13 protein-coding genes and 1 pseudogene are annotated in these 18,045 nt (G+C 74.2%); 6 read left to right on the forward strand and 8 right to left on the reverse strand.

What is annotated here, in order from left to right; genetic code table 11:
- Positions 1-29: 29 nt before the first annotated feature.
- The 6 genes from cobM to MM438_RS06560 form a co-directional block, all read right to left on the reverse strand.
- On the reverse strand, positions 30-800 hold the full coding sequence (gene cobM, locus MM438_RS06535) for a precorrin-4 C(11)-methyltransferase (RefSeq protein WP_241451706.1): 771 nt from the start codon (positions 798-800) through the stop codon (positions 30-32).
- The gene (cbiE, locus tag MM438_RS16685; RefSeq protein WP_241451707.1) at positions 797-2,023 is read right to left on the reverse strand and encodes a precorrin-6y C5,15-methyltransferase (decarboxylating) subunit CbiE; all 1,227 of its coding nucleotides are present in this window, start codon (positions 2,021-2,023) and stop codon (positions 797-799) included. Before cbiE ends, cobM begins: the two co-directional genes overlap by 4 nt.
- Positions 2,020-3,522 (reverse strand): cobyric acid synthase, encoded by a 1,503-nt coding sequence (locus tag MM438_RS06545; protein ID WP_241451708.1) that lies wholly within the window; start codon positions 3,520-3,522, stop codon positions 2,020-2,022. Before MM438_RS06545 ends, cbiE begins: the two co-directional genes overlap by 4 nt.
- On the reverse strand, positions 3,519-4,574 hold the full coding sequence (locus tag MM438_RS06550) for a cobalamin biosynthesis protein (RefSeq protein ID WP_241451709.1): 1,056 nt from the start codon (positions 4,572-4,574) through the stop codon (positions 3,519-3,521). Before MM438_RS06550 ends, MM438_RS06545 begins: the two co-directional genes overlap by 4 nt.
- A 4-nt stretch (positions 4,575-4,578) precedes the next feature.
- Positions 4,579-4,941 (reverse strand): cobalamin biosynthesis protein, encoded by a 363-nt coding sequence (locus MM438_RS06555; protein WP_241451710.1) that lies wholly within the window; start codon positions 4,939-4,941, stop codon positions 4,579-4,581.
- Between the two features lie 129 nt (positions 4,942-5,070).
- Positions 5,071-6,219: a hypothetical protein gene (locus tag MM438_RS06560; protein WP_241451711.1), complete on the reverse strand. Its 1,149-nt coding sequence runs from the start codon at positions 6,217-6,219 to the stop codon at positions 5,071-5,073.
- Positions 6,220-6,497: 278 nt separating this feature from the next.
- On the opposite strand from MM438_RS06560, the gene MM438_RS06565 reads away from it, so the two are divergent.
- Together MM438_RS06565 and MM438_RS06570 are read left to right on the forward strand one after the other, a co-directional pair.
- Positions 6,498-7,043 carry a bifunctional adenosylcobinamide kinase/adenosylcobinamide-phosphate guanylyltransferase gene (locus MM438_RS06565; protein WP_241451712.1) on the forward strand — a complete coding sequence of 182 codons (546 nt, stop codon included), beginning with the start codon at positions 6,498-6,500 and terminating at the stop codon, positions 7,041-7,043.
- Positions 7,040-7,822: an adenosylcobinamide-GDP ribazoletransferase gene (locus MM438_RS06570; RefSeq protein ID WP_241451713.1), complete on the forward strand. Its 783-nt coding sequence runs from the start codon at positions 7,040-7,042 to the stop codon at positions 7,820-7,822. Before MM438_RS06565 ends, MM438_RS06570 begins: the two co-directional genes overlap by 4 nt.
- A 236-nt stretch (positions 7,823-8,058) precedes the next feature.
- Here MM438_RS06570 and gcvT read toward each other — a convergent pair.
- Positions 8,059-9,166 (reverse strand): annotated as a pseudogene (gene gcvT / locus MM438_RS06575) (glycine cleavage system aminomethyltransferase GcvT).
- Positions 9,167-9,283: 117 nt separating this feature from the next.
- On the opposite strand from gcvT, the gene MM438_RS06580 reads away from it, so the two are divergent.
- The 4 genes from MM438_RS06580 to sucB all read left to right on the forward strand — a co-directional run bounded on the left by MM438_RS06580 (position 9,284) and on the right by sucB (position 15,611).
- Positions 9,284-10,792 (forward strand): leucyl aminopeptidase, encoded by a 1,509-nt coding sequence (locus MM438_RS06580; protein WP_241451714.1) that lies wholly within the window; start codon positions 9,284-9,286, stop codon positions 10,790-10,792.
- Between the two features lie 261 nt (positions 10,793-11,053).
- Positions 11,054-12,142 carry a hypothetical protein gene (locus MM438_RS06585; RefSeq protein ID WP_241451715.1) on the forward strand — a complete coding sequence of 363 codons (1,089 nt, stop codon included), beginning with the start codon at positions 11,054-11,056 and terminating at the stop codon, positions 12,140-12,142.
- A gap of 131 nt (positions 12,143-12,273) precedes the next feature.
- Positions 12,274-13,656: a dihydrolipoyl dehydrogenase gene (gene lpdA, locus MM438_RS06590; RefSeq protein WP_241451716.1), complete on the forward strand. Its 1,383-nt coding sequence runs from the start codon at positions 12,274-12,276 to the stop codon at positions 13,654-13,656.
- 143 nt (positions 13,657-13,799) lie between these two features.
- The gene (gene sucB, locus MM438_RS06595; RefSeq protein ID WP_241451717.1) at positions 13,800-15,611 is read left to right on the forward strand and encodes a 2-oxoglutarate dehydrogenase, E2 component, dihydrolipoamide succinyltransferase; all 1,812 of its coding nucleotides are present in this window, start codon (positions 13,800-13,802) and stop codon (positions 15,609-15,611) included.
- A gap of 121 nt (positions 15,612-15,732) precedes the next feature.
- Here sucB and MM438_RS06600 read toward each other — a convergent pair whose 3' ends face one another.
- Complete coding sequence (locus tag MM438_RS06600) at positions 15,733-17,964, reverse strand: serine/threonine protein kinase (RefSeq protein ID WP_241451718.1); 2,232 nt, start codon at positions 17,962-17,964, stop codon at positions 15,733-15,735.
- Positions 17,965-18,045 lie beyond the last annotated feature (81 nt).

An 18,045-nucleotide genomic window follows, 5' to 3' on the forward strand; every position in this document is an offset into this window, starting at 1 on the left:
GGGGTGTGGCGACGCGCGGCTCGGGCGGCTCAGGAGATGGGCGGCGGCAGCACGCAGTCGTGGCGGTCGCGCTCGGTGGAGTACAGGTGCGAGTCGCGGAACTCCGACGCCGCCAGCACCTGGCCCACCAGGATCAGCGCGGTGCGCCGCAGCCCGTGGGTCCGCACCGCGTCACCGAGCTCGCCGAGGGTGCCGCGCCAGACGACCTCCTCCGGGCGGGAGGCCATCGCCACCACCGCGGCCGGGCAGTCCCGACCGTAGTGCGGCGCCAGCTCCTCGACCGCCTCGTCGGCGAGGTGGGTCGCCAGGTGCAGGCACAGCAGGGCCCGGGAGCGACCCAGGTTGGCGATCGTCTCGTGCTCGGGCATCGCGGACGCGTTGCGGGACAGCCTGGTCAGGATGATCGTCTGCCCCACGGTGGGGACGGTGAGCTCGCGGCCGAGGGCGGCGGCCGCCGCCGCGAAGGCCGGCACCCCCGGCACCATCTCGTAGTCGATGCCGGCGGCCTCGAGCCGTCGCACCTGCTCGGCCACCGCGGAGAACACCGACAGGTCGCCCGACTGGAGCCGGGCGACGTCGTGGCCGGCGTCGTGGGCGGCCTGGATCTCCGCCATGATCTGGTCCAGGTCCAGGTGGGCGGTGTCCACCATCCTCGCCTCGGGATCGCACTCGGCGAGCAGCCCGTCGGGGATCAGGGCCCCGGCATACAGCACCACCGAGCACCGCTGCAGCAGCCGCAGCCCGCGCACGGTGATCAGGTCGGGGGCGCCGGGTCCGGCGCCGATGAAGTGGACGGTCACGAGGGCAGCTCCTCCGGTCGGACGACGCACCACTGGGTGACGGGGCGGGCAGGCTTCCAGGAGGTGAAGCCGCCGACCGCGTCGGCGTGGCTGGTCTCGAGGCGGGTGAGCGACCCGCCATAGGTGCGAAACATGCTGAACAGCAGGGACTCCGAGTCGAGCGTCACGGTGTTGGCCACCAGCCGCCCGCCCGGGCGCAGCGCCTGCAGCACGGTCGGCACCAGGTCGTCGGCGGTCAGCCCGCCCCCGACGAACACCGCGTCGGGACGCGGCAGCCCGGCCAGGTCCTCGGGGGCGCGGCCGTGGACGACCCGCAGCCCGGGCACCCCGAGCCGGGCGGCGTTGCGCTCGATCCGGGCCGCCCGGTCACCCCGCGGCTCGATCGCGATCGCCCGGCAGGTGCGGTGGGCGCGCATCCACTCGATGCCGATGCTGCCCGATCCCCCGCCGATGTCCCACAGCAGCTCGCCCGGCAGCGGCCGCAGCGCGGCCAGCGTGGCGGCGCGCACGTGCTGCTTGGTGATCTGACCGTCGGTGTCGTAGGCCGCCTCGGGCAGACCGGGCACCAGCCCGACCGGCGTGGGCTCCTCGGCCAGGCACTCGACGGCGACGACGTTGAGCGTCGGGGCGGGCTCCTCCTGCCAGCTCCCGGCGACGCCCTCGACGACCTGTTCCTGCGGGCCATCGAGGTCCGAGAGCACCCACATGAGGCTGCGGCCCAGGCCGTGCTCGTCCAGCAGCCGGGCGACGCCGGCCGGGGTGAGACCGTCGCGCGACAGCACCAGCAGCCGCCGGCCGGGGTGAGCCACCAGGGCGAGGGTCTCCAGGGGGCGACCGACGGCCGACACCACGTCGACGTCCTCCAGGCCCCAGCCCATCCGGGCGCAGGCCAGGGACAGCGAGGACGGCGCGCCGATGACCTCGACCCGGTCCCGGCCGAGCTCCTCGGCGAGGGTCCGGCCGATGCCGAAGTGCATGGGGTCGCCGCTGGCGAGCACCACCACGGGCCGGTCCGGGTCGCAGTCGTCGACGAGCGGGCGCAGCCCCTCCCGCAGCGGCACCGGCAGCGGCCGCACCTCGGCCTGGTGCCGCCCCGCGACCAAGGAGGTCTGGCGCTCGCTGCCGACGATCGTGCCGGCTCCGGCGACGGCCTCCCGGGCCCGGTCGCCGAGTCCTGCCCAGCCGTCCGCGCCGATCCCGACGACGGTCACGTGCCTGCTCACAGCCCGATCAGCTCCCTCAGGGCGCGCGTGTCCAGGTGCTGCTCGACCGCGTCGGCGAGCCGGTCGAGCATGATCGCCCGCTGCTCGGCGAAGGACACCGCCTGCCCGTCGGAGGCCCAGCCCGGTCGGGTGCGCTCGGCCACCACCTGCAGGAAGGCCCGGCGGAAGTCGTCGCTCTCGAAGGCCCCGTGCCAGGTGGTGCCCCAGACGGCGCCGCGGTGCCAGCCGTCCAGGAAGGGGGCGGTCTCGGCATACCGATGGCTCGTCGGGTCGTCGACCCGCTCGCTCACGCCGTGATGGATGAGGTATGCCGTCACGGGGTGCCCGTGCCACTCGCCGGTGGGGGTTCCCAGGTGCTTGTCGCGCTCGAAGGTCACCCGTGTCGGCAGCAGCCCCAGACCGGCCACGAGGCCGCCGCCGTCGCCCAGCCCCTCGACGCCCTCCGGGTCGAGGATCTCCTCGGCGAGCATCTGGTAGCCGCCGCAGATGCCCAGCACCGGCCGCCCGGCCCCGGCCCGCCGCACCACCGCGTCGGCCAGCCCGCGCTCGCGCAGCCAGGCCAGGTCGCTGCGGGTGGCCCGCGACCCGGGCAGCACCGCCAGGTCGGCGGTCTCGACCGCGACCGGGTCGGTGGTGATCTCGACGTGCACGCCGGGCTCCAGCGCCAGCGCGTCCACGTCGGTGGCGTTGCTGACCCGTGGGAAGCGGACGACCGCCACCCGCAAGGGGTCTCGCGTGCTCCGGACGCCGCGGGCACCCCGCGCCGACCACCCGGAGATGGCCAGGGCGTCCTCGGAGTCCAGCCACACGTCCTGCAGGTAGGGCAGCACGCCCAGCACGGGCCGGCCGCCGGTGCGCTCCTCCAGCATCCGCAGGCCCGGCTCGAGCAGGCCCAGGTCGCCGCGGAACTTGTTGACGATCCAGGCCTTGATGCAGTCCTGGTCCTCGGGGTCGAGGATCCCGAGCGTGCCGTAGAACGCCGCGAGCACCCCGCCCCGGTCGATGTCGCCGACCACGACGACGGGCAGGTCGACGGCCCGCGCGAGCCCCAGGTTGACGTAGTCGCCGGGACGCAGGTTGATCTCGGCCGGGGAGCCTGCGCCCTCGGCGATGACCACGTCGTGGCGGGCCCGCAGGTCGCGGAAGGCCTCGAAGGCCGCCTGCGCCAGCGCGCGCCGGCCGGTCGCCCACTCCCCCGCCTGCAGCTCGCCCCAGGGCTGTCCCATCAGCACGACGTGGCTGCGACGGTCCGAGCCGGGCTTGAGCAGCACGGGATTCATCGCCGCCTCGGGGGTGACGCCGCACGCCAGGGCCTGGACCCACTGGGCCCGACCGATCTCGGCGCCGTCGGGACAGACCATCGAGTTGTTGGACATGTTCTGCGCCTTGAACGGCGCGACCCGCACGCCCTGGCGTGCGAGCCAGCGACAGATGCCGGCGGTGACGAGCGACTTGCCGGCATCGGAGGTGGTGCCGGCGACGAGCAGGCCCTGGGTCATGCGCCTCTCCTCGAGGTCGTGGCGGGGCGGTGAGGTGCGGGTAGGCAGCGGCGACCCGGTGACGACGAGCCCTGCCGCCGCACCGGAGGGATGGCGGGCAGGGAGCGCTCGGCGACGGCGGCCGCGAGGGACGCCACCACCAGCGTGACCGCCCCGATGGCGCGGGACAGCCGGACGGCGCGGGCGAGGTCGGCCGACCCCACCGGGCGTCCGCGGCCGAGCACGCCGCGGTCCTCCACCTCGCCGTCGTAGCTGTTGGATCCCCCCAGCCGCACCCCGAGCGCCCCGGCGAAGGTCGCCTCGACGGGCCCGGCGTTGGGGCTCGGGTGGTGGGGGGCGTCCTCGCGCCAGGCGCGCAGGCACTCGCGGGGGTCGCCTCCGTGCCGGGACGCCAGCGCGGTGGTGACGGCCGCACACATCCGCGCCGGGGCGAGGTTGGCCAGGTCGTCGAGCCGAGCCGCGGCCCAGCCGAACTCGCGATAGCGGTCGTTGCGGTAGCCCACCATCGCGTCGAGCGTGTTGACGGCGCGGTAGCCCAGCAGCCCCGGCAGCCCGGCGACCGCGCCCCACAGCAGCGGGGCGACGACCGCGTCGGCGGTGTTCTCGCCGAGGGACTCGGTGGCGGCGCGTGCCAGCTCGTCCGGCCCGAGGCCGTCCGCGGAGCGGGAGCACAGGTGGGACAGTCGCGCCCGGGCCCGGGGCAGGTGCCCGGTCTCCAGCAGCCGCGCCATCTGCGCGCCCTCGCGGGCCAGGCTGGTGCCGCCCAAGACCGTCCAGGTGGCGACCGCCGTCGTGGCGCACCGGGCGACGGGGCGGTCGCGCAGGCCCCGCTCGGCGAGGGCGGAGAGGAGCACGACCGGTCCTACCAGGGCGATCACGTGCCCAGCACCCGCGAGGCGGGCGGGTCGGTAGGTCACCCGCTCCAGCCGCGACGCCGCCTGCCCGAAGGCCGCCACCGGATGGCCGCGGCGGGGATCCCCGAGCGCCGCGTCGAGCAGCCATCCGAGCACCAGCCCCGTCGCGCGTGGTCCCGCACACCTCAGCAACGTCACCGGCTCACCCTAGCGAAACGACTCGGCGCCCCAGGACCGCGGTCGCCGTCGGGCACCGCCCCCGCGCGAGCACCTCTGCCCCAGCGGCCAGCACCGCGGCCTCCGCCACGCTGGGCACCCCCACGAGCCGCGTCACCCGCTCGCTGGGCTCGGCCACGGGCTGCCCCGTCAGCTCCTCGTCGGCATACACCTGCAGGCTCGCGCCCAGGTATGCCGCCAGCGCGAGCACCGCCGGCTCCGTCGCCTTGCGCTCGGACGTCACCACGGCCGTGACCTCGCGTCCGTCACGCAGGTCGTCGACCAGGGCCCACACCACCTCGGGGTCGATGCCGGCCCGCGTCCCCACGCCCACGACCAGCTCGTCCATCTGGCCATCATGCCTGGTCCAGGGCCGCGCCAGGCACGCCGGGGGCTCGGAGAAGGTGCGCACGGACGCCCGACACCGGTGGAGCCCACCCCCGAGGGGGCGGGCTCCACCGGTGTCGTGGTGCTCGGGTCAGCTGGCGGCCGGTGTGGTCGGCATCCCGCCGCGCATGCCACCCATCATCTGGTCGATGTCGGCCTGGGTGATCATCCGGGCGCCCGCGGGGGCCTCGACGTCACCGTCGAGGTCGGAGTACTCCAGGACCATCGGCAGGGAGAGGTTCTTGGCCTTGAGCTCGGTGAACTTCGCGCGATCCTTCGCCGGGACGGTGGACTCGTCGATCAGGCCCATGACCTGACCCAGGTCGAACTTCGTCGACTTGATCTTGCCGTCGGCCAGCGTCGCGGTCATCGCCAGGGTGCTGTCCGCCTTGATCTTGGTGGCCATGTCCTTCATCTCGGTCATGTTCTTGGCCGGGAACTGCTGCGGCATGATCCGCTGCACGTCGGCGAGGAAGGTGTTGACGAAGGGCTTGGCCTTGAGCGTGATCGCGATGTCGTCGCCCTCGCCGCTGAAGGCCGCGTTGGTGTCGATGTTCTTGTTCATCGCGTCGGTGAGCTGCTGACGCTGCTGGGCCGACAGGTCCGTGGGGCCACCGGCGGCGGCAGCACCGGGCGCGGACTTGGCGAGCTTGTCCATCGTGGCCTTGTCGACGCCGACCCACTTGCCGGCGATGACGTCCTGCATCCAGCCGGGCATGCTGCTCGCGGAGGCGGTGATGTCCTTCATGGTGAAGGCGCCGGTCTGGTCGGCGATCTTGGCCAGGTCGACCTTGACGAACACGCTCTGGGCCGCCATGGCCAGGTTGACCAGGTCGGAGTCGGTCTTCCAGCTCATCCGGGTGCGGATCTTGGCCGGGTCCTTCTCGTCCTTGAGGCTGGCACCGGTGGACTGGGTGTCCGCGACGATCCGGCTGGAGGCGATGAGCTTGGCGACCTTGGGGTCGAGCGGCTTGTCGTTCTTGCTGGTCGCGAGGTCCCCGACCATCTTGACGAGGTTCTCCGGCGAGGTGTCGAAGCGCATCGTCACGCGCTGCTTGGTGGTGTCGGCGGTCTTGTCGACCGCGGCCTTGTAGCGAGCGTGCGCGTCCTTCCCGTCGCTGCCGGCCAGCTTGGCCGCGGAGCTCGTGGTGTCGGCCTTCTGGTCGCCGCAGGCGGCGATCGAGCCGAGGAGCAGCGGGGCCGCGACGAGGGCCGCGACGATCGTGGTGTGCTTGCGCATGAGTGGTTCCCCCTGTCGAGCGGTCCGTGCCCGGACGGGCACTCGCTTTCAGGACGAAACTACTCCCCTTCCGCGTTCCATGGCAGTTGCCGCAACCTTTCCAGGGTCCGTTCAGGGGTATGCCGGAGGCCGGTCCGCTCGGTTGGTAACCTGCGGGACGGGCGCCTCGCCGGCCGTTCGCACCACCCCCCCGACGCCCCGCCGACGCGCGCGGCGACGGGGTCCCGGGCGCGCGACCGGGGTGTGCCACGAGAGCCCGACCAGGCAGGAGACAGCCCATGATCACGCTCGTCACGGGCGGCGTCCGCTCGGGCAAGAGCACGCACGCCGAGGGGCTGGTCCCCCACGACGCCCCTGCCGGCTACGTCGCGCCCGGCCTGGTGCCCCTGGCCGGTGACGAGGAGTGGACCCGCCGGGTGCGCGCCCACCAGGCCCGCCGCCCCCGCTGCTGGACCACCGTGGAGAGCGCCGACCTCGCCGGGGTCGTCCGGTCGGCCACCACCCCGCTGATCGTCGACTGCCTCGGCACCTGGGTCACCCGCCTGATCGACGACGCCGGGGCGTGGGACGCGCCGGCCGAGGCGGCGGCGGCCGTCATGCGAGCGCGCACCGACCTGGTCACGGCGCTGCGGTTGGCGCCCGTCGACGTCGTCCTCGTCACCAACGAGGTCGGGTGGGGCGTGGTCCCCGAGCATCGGTCGGGGCGGACGTTCCGCGACGAGCTAGGCCGCGTCAACGCCGCCGTCTCGGCCGTCGCCGACCGGGTCCACCTCGTCGTCTGCGGCCGGGTCCTCGACCTCAGCGGCGCCCCGGTGGTGTCGTGAGCAGCACCTGGGGCGACGGTCTGCGCCTGGCCTGGGGGACCCTGTCCGCCATACCCGTCCCGCCCCCGCGCCGGGTCGACCGGGAGGTGGCCGGGGCCGCGATGACCCTCGCCCCCCTGGCCGCCCTGCCCCTGGCCGTCGCCTGGACCGCCTGGGCCTGGCTCGGGACCGCGCTGGCGCTGCCGGACCTCGTCGTCGGCGGTCTGGCCGTGGCGCTGCTCACCCTGATGACCCGGGCCATGCACCTGGACGGGCTGGCGGACTACGCCGACGGCCTGTCGGCGTCCTACGACCGGGAGCGGGCGCTCGCCGTGATGAAGACCGGCGACGTCGGCCCCTCCGGCGCCGCGGCCATCGCGTCGTGCCTGCTCGTCCAGGCCGCCTGCCTCGCCTCCCTGGCCGGCTCCGCGCGCGGCGTCGTGCTCGGCGCCGTCGCGCTGCTCCTCAGCCGCCACCTGCTGGCGTGGGCCTGCGTCCGGGGCGTCCCGAGCGCGCGGCCGGGCGGGCTGGGCGACATGGTCGCCGGGACGGTGCCCGTATGGCGTGCCGCCGCGGTCCTCGTCCTCGTGACGGCGCTGGGCGCTGCCGGGTGCGTCGCGATCGGCGCCGCGCGCTCCTGGTGGGCCGTGCTGCCGTGTGCCGCAGCCGGGCTCGTCGGCGGGTGGCTCGTCGTGGAGCGGGCGGTGCGCCGGCTGGGCGGGATCACCGGGGACGTGCTGGGCGCGACGATCGAGGTCGCCCTCACCCTCGCGCTGGTGGCCGCCACCGCCTGCGGGTGACCCTTCGCGCCGGACCCGTCACCGTGGCGTCGGCGACGGGCGTCGCTCTCGCCCCGAGGCGCCGCGTCGGCCGGGGAAGGTCCCACCCCACCGGGTCGCCGTCGACGATGCGGGCGGCTGGCACCTGCGTGGGTGGACGGAGGTCCTCGCTCACGGCGTCGACGCCGGCCGGGGACGCGCCGAGGGGCCTCCCGGCATACGACCGGAAGGCCCCTCGGGTCAGGTGCGACGGGCGATCAGCTGGCCGCGCCACCCTGGACGAACGGCGGCTTCTTGACGACCGCGGTGACCTCGCGACCACGGACGTCGACCACGACCTCGTCACCCTCCTTGGCGCCCCGGTCGAGCAGGCAGAGCGCGATGCCCTGCTTCAGCGAGGGGGACATGGTGCCGGAGGTGACGACGCCGATCTCCTTGCCCTCGGAGTCCTTGACGACGCAGTCCTTGCGCGGGATGCCCTTGCCGGTGACGAGCAGGCCCCAGGACAGCCGGCACTCCTTCGCGGCCTTCTGCTCGGCGAGGACGTCCTTGCCCCAGAAGTCTTCCTTGCCCCAGCCCACGGCCCAGCCGGCGCGCGCCATGTTGGGGGTGATGTCCATGCTCAGCTCGTGGCCGTGCAGGGCGTAGCCCATCTCGGTGCGCAGCGTGTCCCGGGCGCCGAGGCCGCAGGGCAGACCCTCGAGGGGCTCCATGGCCTTGATCAGGGCGTCCCACAGCGCAGGGGTGTCCTCCCAGGCGCAGACCAGCTCGTAGCCGCGCTCGCCGGTGTAGCCGGTGCGGCACACCGTGAGGGGCTTGCCGTCGAGCTCGGTGGAGACGTACGACATGTACTCGTGGCCGAAGGGGAGGCCGAGGGCCTGCATGACCTCGTCGACCTTGGGGCCTTGGACGGCGATGATGCCGTGCTGCTCGTGCAGGTTGGTGATCTCGATGCCCTCGGGGCACTTCTCCTGCATGCGGCGCACGACCTCGGTCGTGTTGGCGCAGTTGGGGATCAGGAAGACCTCGTCCTCGCTGCGGAAGTACTGGATGAGGTCGTCGACGACGCCGCCGGTCGCCTCGTCGCAGCACATCGTGTACTGCGCCTTGGGGGGCTCGACCTTGCGCAGGTCGTTGGTGAAGCAGGAGGACGAAGTCCGCCGCACCCGGGCCCTTGACCAGGGCCTTGCCGAGGTGGGAGACGTCGAAGATGCCGACCCGCTCGCGCACCGCGGTGTGCTCGCGCAGGACGCCGCCGCCCGGGTACTCGATGGGCATCTCCCAACCGCCGAAGTCGGCCATCTTGGCGCCGAGCGCGACGTGGCGGTCGTGGAGGGGGGACTTCTTCAGGGAAGGTTCCGTCATGGGCCCGACCCTACAAGCCGTGGACCGGCCGCTGTCGTGGGGGGCGAGTAGGTTGTCCTGGTGCGGCGCCACCGACGTCGTCGCGCGCCATCACCGACCATCTTGCAGGAGCCCCCCGTGACCACGCTCACCGTCACCGCCCGCTCCGCCGCCGACCTCGCCGCGGACGTCCTCGTCCTCGGCGCCTTCAGCGGCGACGAGCGCCCCACCTTCGCTGCCGAGCTGTCCGCCGAGACGACCAGCCACCTGGACGCCGCGCTGGAGGCGCTGCGCTTCACGGCTGCCGCGGACTCCACGGTCGTGCTGCCCGCCGTCCCGGGCGTGCGGGCCGCGCGCGTCGTCGTCGTCGGCCTGGGCGCGGCCCCGACCGGCGAGCAGACGCTCGACCTGGCCGCCCTGCGGCGCTCGGTGGGCGCGGCCCTGATGGGTCTGAAGGACGCGGGCCACGTCGCCGTCGTCGCCCCCGAGGCCACCGCCGCGGTCGTCGCCGCGGTCGGCGAGGGCGCGCTGCTCGGCGCCTATCGCTTCACCGCGCAGCGCGGCACCAGCGAGGCCCCCACCCCCACCGAGACCGTCACCGTCCTGGTCGCCCAGGAGAGCGACGAGCTCACGGCGGCCGTCGACCGCGCCCGGGCCGTCTGCGCGGGCGTCGCCTATGCCCGCGACCTGGTCAACACCGCGCCCAACCTGCTCTACCCGCAGACCTTCGCCGAGTCCGTCGCCGAGCGCTCCGAGGGCTCCCGCATCGAGATCACGGTGTATGACGAGAAGGCCCTGGCCGAGGGCGGCTTCGGCGGCATCCTGGGCGTCGGCCAGGGCTCGGCCCAGGCGCCGCGGATCGTGTCGATGGCCTATTCCCCCGAGGGCGCCGGCACGGACGTCCCGCACCTCGCCCTGGTGGGCAAGGGCATGACCTTCGACTCGGGTGGTCTGGACATCAAGCCCGCCAACGGCATGGCCAACATGAAGTCCGACATGGCCGGCGCCGCCGCGGTCGCGGGTGCCGTGCTCGCCATCGCCGAGCTCGGTCTGCCCGTCAAGGTCACCGGCTGGCTCGGCCTGGCCGAGAACATGCCGTCCGGCACCGCGCAGCGCGCCTCGGACGTGGTCACGATGCACAACGGCATGACCGTGGAGATCCTCAACACCGACGCCGAGGGCCGGATGGTCCTGGCGGACGTGATGACCCTGGCCGGGGAGAAGGGCGCGACCGCCATGGTCGACATCGCCACCTTGACCGGCGCGCAGGTCGTCGCCCTGGGCGGGGAGATCGCCGGTGTGATGAGCAACGACGAGACCTTCCGCTCCGACGTCGTCGCCGCGGGCGCCGACATGGGCGAGGAGCTGTGGGGGATGCCGCTGCCCCGGTCCTACCGCAAGGTCCTGGACACCGAGGTCGCCGACATCGCCCACAAGGGCGGCCCGGCGGGTGGGATGCTCACAGCCGGCCTGTTCCTGCAGGAGTTCGTCCCCGTGACCGACGAGCAGCCCATCCCCTGGGCCCACGTCGACATCGCCGGCCCGTCGTTCAACGAGCAGGGTCCCCGTGGCTTCACCCCCAAGGGCGGCACCGGCTTCGGCGTGGCGACCATGGTCCGTCTGGCCGAGCGGATGACCACCAAGTGACGTTCTGGTGACCATTCGGTGGTCACCTGGATGGACGGCGCCCGCTCACGCTCGTGACGGGCGTCGTCCCTCTCCGAAGTAGTCCTCACCAGCGCGGATGGCGCTGGCCCGGTACACCTTTGACGGCGTGCCGATGCGGGGTGGGATCGATCGGTGCCCACCTCGCTCCGGACCCGCCCCCCTGCCGGACGGCATCCGGGTGCTCCCGGGCACGGGCCCGGACGGGGCCGCCACCGCGCCACCCTGGCGTTCGTATGCACGTTGGCGCTGCTGCTGCTCACCGGCGCCGCGATCGGGCTCCTGGCCGGACGCGGGCCGGGCACCAGTCGCTCGGCCGCGCGCGGTGGCTGGGCCCTCGCCGGTGGCACCGGCGCGCACCGCACCCGGACCGACGTCCCCCGCGAGGTCCCGTCCCGGCCCGCCGTCCAGGTCCCCGTGAGCCAACCCACCACGGCCGTGCGGGCGGCCGACCTCGCGGCCGCGGCCGCTCTCACCTGGCCCCTGCCGGCGGCCTGCTCCGCCGACGAGATCACCGGGCGCCACGACCTGCCGCTCGACACGGGCTACTCGGTGGACCCGGCCAGCCTCGGTGCCGGAGCGCGTCTGCGGCGGGTGCTCGCCCTGCGCGACGGCCGACTGGTCACCCTCGACGGCTCCGGCAACCCCGACCGGTGCGACCGGGCGCGGTGGGCGCTCGTCCAGGCCGCCATACCCGCCGCGCAGCGCGCAGCGCTGGACCAGGTCGTGCTCTACGACTACCCGCGGTCCTACCTCGAGGATCCCTCCCGCCGCGGCGGGGTGCGGACCGGCTTCTTCGAGCCCAACCCGCAGGACCCCACGCGCTACCGCCTGGCCTTCTCCACCGACCTGCCCGCGAGGGAGGAGCTGCTGACCATCGCCCACGAGGTCGGGCACGTGGTGAGCCTCTACCCCGACCGCCCCCGCCCGCGCCAGGACGACACCTGCCCCTGGATCATCGACGACCGCGGCACCTGCGCCGCGGCCGGATCGCCGATGGGCGAGTTCTACGCGAGCACCTATCCTCCCGCCCTGCGCGACCGGGTGCGTGATCTCTACGCCGACCACCGGCACCCCAGCGCCACCGAGCTGGGCCAGGTCTACGACGACCACCCCGCCGACTTCGTCACTCGTTACGCCGCGACGCACCCGACCGAGGACTTCGCCGAGAGCTATGCCTACTGGTGCCTGTGGGGCACCTCGACCCAGGCGCCGACCGAGGGCAGCCGCTCCGCGGGTCTGGCCAAGCGGGCCTTCATCGACCGCGAGGTGGCCGCGGGCCGGATGGCCGCCTCCTGCTCGGCGCTGCGCGGCCTGACCGCCCGTCGCTGACCGCGCCGGACCACCCCTGCCTTGCGGTCGCGGGCACCCCCGGTGAGAGGATGACCGCCGCCGGGCCTCGCCACGAGCGGCGCCCGTCCAGGACTCACCGATCACCCGGCCGAGACGCAAGGGAGCGCACCATGGCTGACCAGAGCCCGCAGCAGGACACCTTCGACATCGTCATCCTCGGAGGGGGCAGCGGCGGTTATGCCTGCGCCCTGCGCGCCTCCCAGCTCGGCCTGAGCGTCGCCCTCGTCGAGAAGGGCAAGCTCGGCGGCACCTGCCTGCACATGGGGTGCGTGCCCACCAAGGCCCTGCTCCACGCGGCCGAGGTCGCCGACAGCGCCCGCGAGTCCGCGTCCTTCGGCGTCAAGGCCTCCCTCGAGGGCATCGACATGGCTGGGGTCAACGCCTACAAGGAGGGCGTGATCTCCAAGCTCCACAAGGGCCTGCAGGGCCTGGTCAAGGCCGCCAAGGTCACGTACGTCGAGGGCGAGGGCAAGGTCGTCGCCAAGGACACCGTGCAGGTCGGCGACCGCAGGCTCGTGGGCCGCAACCTCGTCCTCGCCACGGGGTCCTACGCCAAGACGCTGCCGGGCCTGGAGATCGGCGGCCGCATCATGACCAGCGAGCAGGCGCTGCGCCTGGACACCGTCCCCGAGCGCGTGGTCGTGCTCGGCGGTGGCGTCATCGGCTGCGAGTTCGCCTCGGTCTTCAAGAGCTTCGGTGCCGAGGTCACCATCGTCGAGGCGCTCCCCCGGCTCGTGGCGCTGGAGGACGAGGCGGTCTCCAAGACCCTCGAGCGGGCCTTCCGCAAGCGCAAGATCGCCTTCAAGACCGGCGTGCGCTTCGAGTCCGCCACGCAGTCCGACGACGGCGTCACCGTCACCCTCGAGGGCGGCACCACGCTCGAGGCCGACCTGCTGCTCGTCGCCGTCGGCCGCGGTCCGGTGACCCAGGGCCTCGGCTACGAGGAGATCGGCGTCGAGATCGATCGCGGGTATGTCGTGGCGACCGACTGCCGCACCTCCGTCGACGGCGTGTGGGCGGTCGGGGACATCATCCCGGGCCTGCAGCTCGCGCACCGCGGCTTCGCCCAGGGCATCTACGTCGCCGAGGCCATCGCCGGCCTCGAGCCCGCCTCCATCGACGAGAAGGGCATCCCGCGCGTGACCTACTGCGACCCGGAGATCGCCTCCGTCGGCTACACCGAGGCCCAGGCCAAGGAGGCCTTCGGCGAGGTCGAGACCTACGAGTACAACCTCGGCGGCAACGGCAAGTCCCAGATCCTCGCCACCGCCGGTTTCGTCAAGCTGGTGCGCCGCAAGGACGGCCCCGTCGTCGGCATCCACATGGTCGGTGCCCGGATGGGCGAGCAGGTCGGCGAGGCTCAGCTCATCTACGGCTGGGAGGCCCTGCCCGAGGACGTCGCCCCGCTGATCCACGCCCACCCGACCCAGAACGAGGCGCTCGGCGAGGCCCACCTCGCCCTCGCCGGGAAGCCCCTGCACGCCCACGGGTGACCCGCGGATCCGGCATACCGGCGGGGAGCCCGGGGGTGGACGGACCTGGTCCGTCCACCCCCGGCGCCGTCGAGCCACCCGCTCCCCGATCGCAGTAGGGTGAGGTACGAATGTCAACGGCTCATCGAAGGAGTACCTCCCACATGTCTGAACGCGTGACGATGCCCGCTCTCGGCGAGTCGGTGACCGAAGGGACCGTGACCCGATGGCTCAAGTCCGTCGGCGACACCATCGAGGTCGACGAGCCGTTGCTGGAGGTCTCGACCGACAAGGTCGACACCGAGATCCCGTCGCCCGTGGCCGGCACGCTGCAGGAGATCCTCGTCGAGGAGGACGAGACGGTCCCCGTGGGCGCCGACCTCGCCGTCATCGGCGACGGCGACGCCCCGGCGCAGGGGGACTCGGACGGCTCCGTGGCCGAGGCGGCCAAGGAGACCGAGGGCGCGGTCCAGGAGACCGAGGAGACGGTCGAGGAGACCACCTCCGCCACTCCCTCCGACGAGCGCGACGAGCCCGTGCAGGCCGAGGGATCCGGATCCCAGGCAGGCTCCGGGTCGGTGTCCGGCGGCGAGACCGTCACCATGCCTGCGCTGGGCGAGTCGGTGACCGAGGGCACCGTGACGCGGTGGCTCAAGGCCGAGGGCGACGAGGTCGCCGTCGACGAGCCGCTCCTCGAGGTGTCCACCGACAAGGTCGACACCGAGATCCCCTCGCCGTTCGCGGGCACGCTGACCACGATCCTGGTCCAGGAGGACGAGACGGCCGCCGTCGGAGCCAACCTCGCCGTCATCGGTGGCGAGGCCTCCGGTGGCCAGGAGAAGGCATCCGAGCAGGGCGCAGCGGCCGCTCCCGACGAGCCCCAGGGCGAGTCCCCCGCGGAGACCACGAAGGCCGAGCAGCCCCCGGCCGAGGCCCCCCAGACCGAGGCGCCCAAGGCGCAGGAGGCCAAGAAGCAGGCTCCCGCCGCCCCCCAGGCCACCGCAGGCGACGACGCCGCGGCCTACGTCACCCCTCTCGTGCGCAAGCTCGCCGCCGACAACGGCGTCGACCTGGCGTCGGTGACCGGCACCGGCGTCGGCGGACGCATCCGCAAGCAGGACGTCCTGGACGCGGCCAAGAAGGCTGCCGAGCCGACCCCCGCGCAGGCCTCCGCCTCCCCGGCGGCTGCCCCGGCCGGTGCTCCCGCACCGTCGGAGGCGCCGAGCAAGGTCCCGGCTCCCGACGCCGCGGCCGCGGCCAAGCGCGGGACGACGGAGAAGATGCCCCGCCTGCGCAAGGTGATCGCCCAGCGCATGGTCGAGTCCCTGGCCACCTCCGCCCAGCTCACCGCCGTCGTCGAGGTCGACATGACGCGCGTGGTGGCGCTGCGCGCCCGCGCCAAGGACGAGTTCCTGCAGCGTGAGGGCACGAAGCTGACCTACCTGCCGTTCATCACGCTGGCGACGATCGAGGCGCTCAAGGCCTTCCCGCAGCTCAACTCCAGCATCGACGGGGACTCCATCGTCTACCACGGCGCCGAGCACATGGGTATCGCGGTCGACACCGACCGTGGCCTGCTCGTCCCGGTCGTCAAGGACGCCGGGGACCTCAACATCGCCGGCCTGTCCCGCAAGATCGCCGACCTGGCCGACCGCACCCGCACCAACAAGGTCGGACCGGACGAGCTGGGTGGTGCGACCTTCACCATCACCAACATCGGGTCCAACGGCTCGCTGATGGACACCCCGATCATCAACCAGCCCAACGTCGGCATCCTCGGCACCGGGGCGATCGTCAAGCGTCCCGCCGTGATCACCGACGCCGAGGGCAACGACGCGATCGCGATCCGCTCGATGTGCTACCTGGTCCTGACCTACGACCACCGCGCCGTCGACGGCGCTCTGGCCGGCAAGTTCCTCTCGGCGATCAAGGCTCGCCTCGAGGAGGGCCGCTTCCAGGCCTCGCTCGGTCTCTGAGCCCACGCACGCCTGATCGGCCGCGACCCCCGGTGGGGGTCGCGGCCGATCAGCGTCGGGGCGGCGGGTCCGGCCCCCGGAAGGACACGGGCCGGTCGACGCCTGGACCACCAGAGCGGGATCACCGCGCGGGCTGCTCGACCCCAGCCAACCGCCAGCCCGCCGGGGTACGCCGGAGCACGTAGTCCGCCTCGGCAGCCGGGTGACCGGTCTCCTGGGTGCGCCGCCCACCGGCGAGCCAGCTCCAGGGACCGAGGGCCACGCCGGCCCGCACCACGACCTCCTGCTCGCCGACCCGGACGGCCCGCGCCGCGGTCACCTCGAAGCGCAGCCCGGACTGGGTCTGCCCTCGGCGCCGCAGCTCCGCGATCCGGGCGGCGTCGGAGCGCCAGGCCCAGGAGCCTGCGGCGTCGGCGCGCGCCAGGACGGTCCGGTCCTGCGTGACCAGCGCGGCCGCACGAGCATCCAGCAGCTCCTGCAGGGCTCCCGTGGGATCGACCGCGACGGCCGTGGCCGCCGCGGACAGAGCCGCGCCTCCGGGGTCGGGGGACGGGGCTGCCGGTCCCGGCGACGGTGCGACCGCCGAGGTGGCACCAGGCGCCGTGGCCGTGGGAGCGGTCGCCGGAGGAACGCCGACCGGGGTCCCCGCCGGGCCGGGGCCCGCCGCGTGACCGGGCACCGGTCGACCGGAGGGTACGGCCCCCGGGGAGCTCGTGCTCGGACTCGTCGGGCCGGGGCCGGAGGCGTCCGACCCCCGTGGGGCCGCCGATCTCGTGGCCGTGACCGGCGGTCCTGAGGCAGACCGGACGGACGCGGCGTCCACCACCACGGCAGGCGTGGTGCGGGGCTCGTCGAGCCACCAGGCCGCACCTGCCACGCCCACGGCCAGCCCGGCGGCCACGGAGCCGGTGAGGGTGCGGCCGGACAGGAAGGGGCGACGGACGGGTGCCTCGGGCTCCACGGCGGCCCGTGCCTCGTCCAGGGCCCGCAGCTGCTCGGCCGCCTGCTCCCGGATCCGGCGGGTCACGTCCTCGGGCCGCGGCTGCAGCCCGACGTCGACGGTGCCGGGGGCCTGCAGGAGTCCGGCCCCAGCCGGCGCGGAGGCCGCCTGCTGGGGCGTGGTCCCGCTTGATCGCGGCGCCGTGGATCCGCCACCTGCCGCCAAGGGCCCGGCGGCCGCGGCGGGGGCGGCGGCTCCGGGAGGCGCCGGTGCCGGTGGCCGCACCGATCCCCCGCTCCCCGAGGCGGCCCGCCCCGATGGCTTCACGTCCCGCGAGGTCCGCCTGCTCCGCGAGGCCCCGGCGCCTGCCGGGGGCGGACCGCCCGTCGCTGCCCGGTCGCTCCCCCGCGCCTCGACGATCCCGGTCGGTCTGCCGCCGATCCGGAGCGTGGCGCGGGGCGCCCGTGGGCTCGGGACGTCCTGGGGACGGGCCGGCCTCGCGCCCGTCGGACTCGCGGTTGTCGACCCTGCGGCTGTCGGCGCTGCTGGGGTGGTCTCGGCGGTGGTCTGCCCGGCGCCCGCGTCGGCGGTCTGTCGCGGGTCGGACAGCTGGTCGAGCGGATCGGCCGATGCAGCCAGCTCCTCCCAGACGTCCCGCACCGGCGGCCGGTCCTCGGGCCGAGGCGCGAGGCATCGGGTGATCAGGTCCACGAGGGTCGCCGGTGCGTCCGGGACGCGGGCGGCCAGCTCGGCGAGGTCGGTGGCCGTCCGCCTCGGCTCCCCCGTCAGCATGTGCCACCCCAGCGCGCCCAAGGACCAGACGTCCGCGGCGGCGGTGACCTCCTCCTGCAGGTCCAGCTCCGGCGCCACGAATCCTGCGGTGCCCCAAGGGTCCTCCAGCAGGTCGCCGATCACGGCGGCCGTGCCCAGGTCGGCGACCAGGGCGTGTCCCTGCGCGTCCAGCAGCACGTTGCCGGGTGACAGGTCTCCGTGCGCGATGCCCTGGCGGTGCAGGCCCAGCATGGTCCGCGCCACGGCAGCCAGGATCGTGGTGGCCTCGTGCGCGACGAGATGGCCGCGGGTCCGGACGAGGTCGGCGAGCGAGCCGCCCTCGGCGAGCCCGAGGACCAGCACCAGCCGGTCGTCGTCCAGCACCAGGGCGTCGTGCAGAGGCACCACGCCGTCGAGCCTGGCCGTGCGCAGCCAGGCCAGCTCGGCCAGCACCGACTCGGCGTCCCGCGGCGTGACCGCCCACCCGGACAGCCAGGGGTCGGTGGCCCGCAGCGGCTGCCGGCTCACCTTGAGGGCGACAGGCGCGCCGTCCTCCAGGCGCACGGCGCGCCACACTACCGCGGAGGCACCCTCGCCCAGCAGGCCCTGCACCTCGTAGCCCGCCACCTGCGGCCTGCTCATCGCGCTCTCCTCCGGTCGTACGGCGCCCCCGCGGCGCGTGCTCCCACGGTGGCACCCCGGCGCCGGGCACCCCTCCCGTCA

The sequence above is a fragment of the Arsenicicoccus dermatophilus genome (genome assembly GCF_022568795.1).
Lineage (GTDB): Bacteria > Actinomycetota > Actinomycetes > Actinomycetales > Dermatophilaceae > Arsenicicoccus > Arsenicicoccus dermatophilus.